General features: G+C 74.2%; 4 protein-coding genes and 1 pseudogene. 2 read left to right on the top strand and 3 right to left on the bottom strand.

Translation table 11 applies throughout. From position 1 onward, the window contains the following. Positions 1 to 91 precede the first annotated feature (91 nt). The 3 genes and pseudogenes from AB0K02_RS33815 to AB0K02_RS33805 all read right to left on the bottom strand — a co-directional run. A pseudogene (locus tag AB0K02_RS33815) lies at positions 92 to 583 on the bottom strand (peroxiredoxin); the annotation flags it as partial. Between the two features lie 55 nt (positions 584 to 638). Continuing rightward, positions 639 to 2,036: a tannase/feruloyl esterase family alpha/beta hydrolase gene (locus AB0K02_RS33810; protein WP_365996441.1), complete on the bottom strand. Its 1,398-nt coding sequence runs from the start codon at positions 2,034 to 2,036 to the stop codon at positions 639 to 641. 119 nt (positions 2,037 to 2,155) lie between these two features. Next, positions 2,156 to 3,583 (bottom strand): PHB depolymerase family esterase, encoded by a 1,428-nt coding sequence (locus AB0K02_RS33805; RefSeq protein ID WP_365996439.1) that lies wholly within the window; start codon positions 3,581 to 3,583, stop codon positions 2,156 to 2,158. A gap of 288 nt (positions 3,584 to 3,871) precedes the next feature. On the opposite strand from AB0K02_RS33805, the gene AB0K02_RS33800 reads away from it, so the two are divergent. Both AB0K02_RS33800 and AB0K02_RS33795 read left to right on the top strand, forming a co-directional pair. Next, positions 3,872 to 5,152 (top strand): streptophobe family protein, encoded by a 1,281-nt coding sequence (locus AB0K02_RS33800; RefSeq protein ID WP_365996438.1) that lies wholly within the window; start codon positions 3,872 to 3,874, stop codon positions 5,150 to 5,152. Between the two features lie 500 nt (positions 5,153 to 5,652). Further along, on the top strand, positions 5,653 to 6,126 hold the full coding sequence (locus AB0K02_RS33795; protein WP_365996440.1) for an ATP-binding protein: 474 nt from the start codon (positions 5,653 to 5,655) through the stop codon (positions 6,124 to 6,126). The last annotated feature ends 131 nt before the right edge of the window (positions 6,127 to 6,257 follow it).

The raw sequence follows: 6,257 nt of genomic DNA, 5'->3' as shown, positions 1-6,257 counted from the left end.
ATCGGGGGGGTGGTGCCTCCGCCGGTTCGGGTGCGGGCGGGGGGGTCGGCCGGGGGCCGCCTCCCCCCCGCCCCCCCGCCCCGCCCCCTCCCGACCCGGGCCGGCCCGTGAGGCGGCGGGCCAGTGTGTCCGCCGACTGGAAGGTCGCCCCGAACAGGCCCACGTGCTTCCAGTGCAGCGTCCCGTCGGCGGCCACCAGGAACACCGAACGGCGCAGCCCGATACCCGGCGCCGCGACACCGAACGCCCGCGCCACCGCGCGGTCGGTGTCGGCGAGCAGCGGCATCCGCAGCCCGTGCCTGCGGGCGAACGCCTCGTGGCTGTCCAGGCCCTGCGGACTGATCGCCCACACCTCGGCGCCGACGTCCGTGAACGTCTCCAGACCGCTGGAGTACGAGCACAGCTGCTTGGTGCACACCGGGGTCTCGTCACCGGGGTAGAAGGCGAGGACCAGCGGCCGGCCCCGGTGCTCTCGCGGCGTGAAGTCGCGCCGTTCGAACCTGCCGTCCGCACCTCCGGTCAGGATTCCACCGGGGAGGGTGAAGTCGGGGACGGGTGCGCCGATGCCGAGTGAGGATGCCATGGAGGGCATTCTTACCCCTCGGTAACCGGAACGCCAGGGCGGAGGACCGCCGCCCTCAGCCGCCGAGCGAACAGCGGCTCACCAGATCGCGTCCGTCGCCCTCGCCCGCGCTCGGCAGCGGAACGGTACGGCTCGGCGCGGGCGCCCTGCCGTCCCCGATCCAGTCCTCCAGAGCGGTGAACGCCGAGCGGTGGCACGGGGTCAGGGGCCGCAGCCGGTCCGGGAAGGCGTCGTAGAGCGAGTCGACATGCGTGCCGCCCTCGACGCGGTAGTACCGGAACAGCTCCCCGCGGCCCGCGTCGCGCACCATGCCCGCGTACACGTCGGAGTCCTTCCCGATGGGCAGCAGCACGTCGAGTGTGCCGTGCAGGGTGATCAGCGGTTTGCCGATCCGCCCTGTCAGCGCGATCCGTTCGACCGCGTCGGCCACCTCGCGGGGCCGGTCCGCGTACACGTAGTCCGCGTCGCACGCGGAGGTCCCGGGCGCGCAGAACGGGGTCCCGGCCTCCGTCGCGCCGTCGAAGTGCGGGTCGAGCTCCTCGCGGTATATGCGCTGTGTCAGGTCCCAGTAGTACCGGTGGTGGAAGGACCACAGGAACTCCGAGCCCGCCGGATACCCGGCCGCCAGCATCTCGCGGTGCGCCCGCTCGGCACCCTCACCGCCCGCCGCGTACACGGGATAGCTGCGCAGCGCCGGCGGCAGGAACGTGAGCAGGTTCGGGCCCTCGGCACGCCACAGATTGCCCTCCCAGTCCACGCCGCCGTCGTACAGCTCCGGATGGTTCTCCAGCTGCCAGCGCACCAGGTAGCCGCCGTTGGACATACCGGTGGCCAGCGTGCGCGACGGCGCCCGCTGGTAGCGCTGGGCGACGACCGCGCGGGCGGCCCGGGTGAGCTGGGTGACCCGCTCGTTCCACTCGGCGATCGCCTCGCCGGGCCGGTCGCCGTCACGGTGGAACGCCGCGCCGGTGTTGCCCTTGTCCGTCGCGGCGAACGCGTAGCCGCGGGACAGCACCCAGTCCGATATCGCCCGGTCGTTGGCGTACTGCTCCCGCACACCCGGCGAACCGGCCACGACCAGACCGCCGTTCCAGCGGTCGGGGAGCCTGACGACGAACTGGGAGTCATGGTTCCAGCCGTGGTTGGTGTTGCCAGTCGAGTCGTCGGGGAACCAGCCGTCGATCTGGATGCCCGGCACACCGCTCGGCGTGGGCAGGCCCGCGGGAGTGAGCCCGGCCCAGTCCGCCGCATCGGTGTGGCCGGAGGCGATCGTCCCGGCCGTCGTCAACTCGCCGAGACAGGAGACCTCTTGATGCCCGGCGCCCGGCACGCGCAGGGCGCCCATCCGGGCGCAGTGCCCGTCGCCGGAGTCCGGGGCGGCCGCGGCCGGGACGGCGACGGAACCGACGAGCAGGGCGGCCACGGCCGCGGCGCGGGCGGTCCGGTGGGACAGGGCACGCACACGGCGGCGCGGGCGGGCGGATGCGGTGCGGGACGGTGGAGCGGACAGCACGGAGGAGCCTCCTGGCAGTCGGGGGAGTCGGGGGAGTCGGGGGAGTCAGGGGGAGTGGGTCAGGGACAGGAGCCGTCGGCCACGACGAAGTAGCCGGCCGGCGACTCCTTGAGCGTGTGGGTGACGAACGTGTTGTTGAGGCCCATGTACTGGCCGGAACCCTTGGCGTAGGCGTAGCCGCCCGCGGTGGTCGCCCTGCCCGCCTGGACGTGCGCGTAGTTGCCGCTCGTCCAGCAGGCCGCGGCCTCGCCGGTGGTCGACGCCGTGACCGCGCCGGAGCGGACACCCTCGGTTCCCTGCGTGTCCCGTGCGGCCACGCTGTAGGCGTACGAGGTGCCGGGAGCCAGGCCGGTGTCGGTGTGCGAGGTGCCGACGGGGGCGGCGATCCGGGCGCCGTCGCGGTACAGGGCGTATCCGGCCGCCCCCTCGACAGAGTCCCAGCGCAGGGACACCGAGCGGTCGTCCGCTCCGGTGGCCGCGAGGCCGCCCGGTGCGGGCAGAGCGCCCGCGTCGCCGTCGCCCGCGAGGCCGAAGAACTCGCTCACCCAGTGGCTGGAGCAGATCGAGTCGATGAAGTGCGGCGTGCCGGCCGCCCCGCACTGCTCGGGGCCGCTGCCCGGATCCACCGGCGTGCCGTGCCCGGTCGACGGCACCCGGTCCACCTCGACGGCGACCTCGCCGCCGTCCAGGTACTGCTCGCGCCGGGTCCCGTTCGGCCCGATGGTTCCGGTCCGGTCGGGGACCTGGCCGAGCCCGTGCACGGCCGTCCACTGGTCCCTGAGCTCACCGGCGTTCATCGGGACGACCGTGGTGTCGTCGTCCCCGTGCCAGATCGCCACCCGGGGCCACGGCCCGGTGTACGACGGGTAGGCGTCGCGCACCCGCTGCGCCCACGCCGAGGGCGTCCGGTCGGTGCCGGGGTTCATGCAGGTGAACGGTCCCGTGTCCCTCGTGCAGTCGTACGGGATGCCGGCGATCACGGCGCCCGCCTCGAACACGTCGGGGTAGGCGGCGAGGACGACCGCGGTCATCGCACCGCCGGCCGACAGCCCGGTGACGAAGGTGCGGGACGGGTCGGCGCCGTAGGCGCTCTCGGCGTGCGCGACCATCTGCCGGACGGAGGCGGCCTCACCCTGCCCGCGGCGGTTGTCCGCCGCCTGGAACCAGTTGAAGCAGCTGTTGGGGTTGTTCGACGCCGACGTCTGGGCGAGGACCAGCAGGAAGCCATGGCGGTCGGCGAATGCCGCGAGCCCCGAGTTGTCGGCGTAGACCTGGGCGCTCTGCGTACAGCCGTGCAGGGCGACGACGACCGCGGGATCGGCCGGAAGGGACGCGGGCCGGTGGACGTACATGGCCAGATCGCCCGGGTTGCTGCCGAAGCCGGTGACCCGTTCCAGGGAGACGGCCGCGTACGCGGCGGGAACGGGGACGGCCCACAGGCACCCGAGCAGCACGGCGAGCACCGCGACCAGCCGTCCGGCGGACATCGGTCCCCGCGGCCGGGGACTCATGCGCTGCGACATCCGGACCTCCCGCATCGGTGGATGCGGTCACAGTAGAAACCGGCTGGCGCGACAGGAATGGTGAGGCGGCCCACAGCCACGCTCCCTGTCAGCGGCTCACGCCCCCTTGCCGCACAGGCAGTTGTGCGCTATACGGCCCATGCCGGATCGTGCCCGCTGCCGTGCGGGACGGTCCTCGGACGTGTCCCGTCACGGGCACGCGGTCGGCCCACCCGGGGCGCGCGGCGATCCGGGCCTGCTTAGCGTGGCAGCGTGAGTCAGCAAGCAACGACGAAGCCGGCCGGTACGGCACGCGCTGCCCACGGCTGGCCCCACGCGCTCCTGACCGTTCTCGCCGGTCTCGTGGTCATGGCGGTCACCGCCGCGCTCGGGTTGTGGGCGGCCGGCGCGGCCGACCTGCCCGACGGCGCCTTCGCCGACGTCCTGGCGGCCACCGTCGTCATGGCCGTCGGCGGCTCCATCGAGATCTCGGGCGAGGCCGGGGTGATCGCCGAGACGGACGCCGCCCTCACCGCGGTGCCCCTGTCCGTGACGGTCGTCGGCGCCCTCACCGTGGCCGCCGGGTTCCTGCGGCCGCTGCGCAACCGGGCCGTCGCCTCCGCGCCCGAACTCGCCGGGTGGGCCCTGCGGCTGGCCGTGTTCTGGCTCCTCGGCCTCGTCGGCCTCGGCGTACTGGCCCGCCACACCTTCACCATCCCGTTCGACGACCCCACGGCCGGCCTGATCGAGGAGCTGTTCGACGCCACCCCACGCGTCGGCTTCCGCACCGAGGTGCCGCAGACCCTGGTCATCGGACTGCTGTGGCTCCTGGGCGTGCTGGCCCTGGCCCTGCTCATCTCCCGCGGCGCGCCGCTGCCCGCCCGTCTGCTGCGCTTCCAGGAAGCGGTGCGCCCCGCCGCGTACGCGATGGTCGCCCTGCTGCTCGCGGCGCTCGCCATCGGCCTCGTCATCGGTCTCGTCGTCGCCGCGACCCGTGGCCACCCGGCCGACACCTTCGCCGTGATCCTCCTCGGCCTGCCGAATCTGGTGTGGCTGGCGTTCACGATCGGGCTCGGCGGCTCGTGGGAGGGCACGGTGCAGGGTCCGTTCGCGCTGCCGATGCCGGGACTTCTCGACGAGGTGCTGCGCGCCGGGGACGTCTCCACCCTCGACCTGGGGGCGCTCACCGAACGCGACGGCCGGGCCTGGTGGCTGCTCGTCGTGGCCGCGGCGCTGGTCCTGGCCGCCGCGGTCCTGACGGCGGTGCGCTCACCCGCCCGCGTACGGCCCCCCGGGCACGCCCTGCGCATGGCCGTCGCGCTCGCGCTCACGGTCCTGAGCGTCTGTCTGCTCGCGCGCCTCACCGCGCACTACGGGCTGTCCGTCCTCGGCTTCGGAGACCTCGGCGGCGACCTCGCGGGCGAGGTGTTCCTGCGGCCGCACCTGTGGCAGACGGTCGGGCTGGGCGCCGGCTGGGGGCTCGTCGCCGGGTTCGCCGGGGGCCTGCTCGCCTCGCGGCTCCCCCGGCGCGGCGAGGTCCCGGCGGACCGGTGAGCCCGGCCGCCGGCCGTCGGCGGCCGGCCGGGCCGCAGGCACCGGCCCACTCCCGCGTCGCAGCGCCGTGACCGTGTCGCGCGTCAGGCCGTCGAGCGGTTCGGCGCGTACGCCCGCGCCCTTGAGGTCGAGGGTCAACCGTCGTGACGGAACCACCCGTTCGGCCGCGCGGCACGTCTCGGTCCCCGCCCTGAACAACGCGGTCAGCGACTCCTTCACTCGCCGGGCGACGACCGCAGCCGGGTTCCCGCAAGCGGTCCCGACACGCCCTGCACCCGGCCGGCGCAGTCGCCGGGTGAACGGCGCAGGCCCCCGGGGCGGGCTTGCGCCGAGCGGGTGCCCGCCGCGCGTGTTGCGGGACGCGCCGGGTGCAGGCACCCTGATGGTGACCCAGAAGCGACAAGGGCTCACTCTTCGTACTCGGGGGCCATCCTGCGAATGAAGGGCCGTCGCGGTGAGGAGCCACGGTCATGAATGTTCCGGTTGCCTGCCACTACAGAATGGAAGTGGCGGCATCGTCAGAGCGCATTCCCCAGATCCGGCGCATTCTCGCGGCGCATCTGAGGTACTGGAGCCTTGAGCACCATGTGAATGCCGTCTGCAGCGCCGTCGACGAACTCGTCGACAACGTCGTGCAGCACGTCAGCGGCGACAAGACCTGTGTGGTCGAGCTGCGCTGGACCGGTCGCCGGCTGGTGGCGTCCGTGTCCGACCGGGACCGGTGCCTGCCACCGGTGCGGACCTCCTCCCCGTCGCGGGGAGGGCTCGCCACGGTCGCCAGGCTCAGCGACAGCTGGGGCACGTGCGGCACGGACGAGGGCAAGGTCATCTGGTTCAGCAGGCGGGTCAAGGAGGCCGAACGGATCCTGACCGGCCACCGTGCGCCCAGGCGGCCCGTTGTCGAGTTCAGGCCGCTGGCCATGCCCGTGGGCCCGTCCGACGCGCCCGCCCTCGAGGTGGATGCCGTGCGGTGAGCCGTCCGTGGTCCCAGCCGCGGGGGGGGGGGGGGGCCCCCGCGGGGGGGGGGTGGCGGCAGGCCGGCCCGCAAGCCACGCCCACGCGCCGCGGACGGTCCCCGCGGGGGGGAGCGGCGCCCCCCCCCCCC

The sequence above is a fragment of the Streptomyces sp. NPDC049597 genome, from assembly GCF_040675505.1.
Taxonomy (GTDB): Bacteria; Actinomycetota; Actinomycetes; order Streptomycetales; family Streptomycetaceae; genus Streptomyces.
This window is presented reverse-complemented; position numbering and strand designations above follow the sequence as displayed.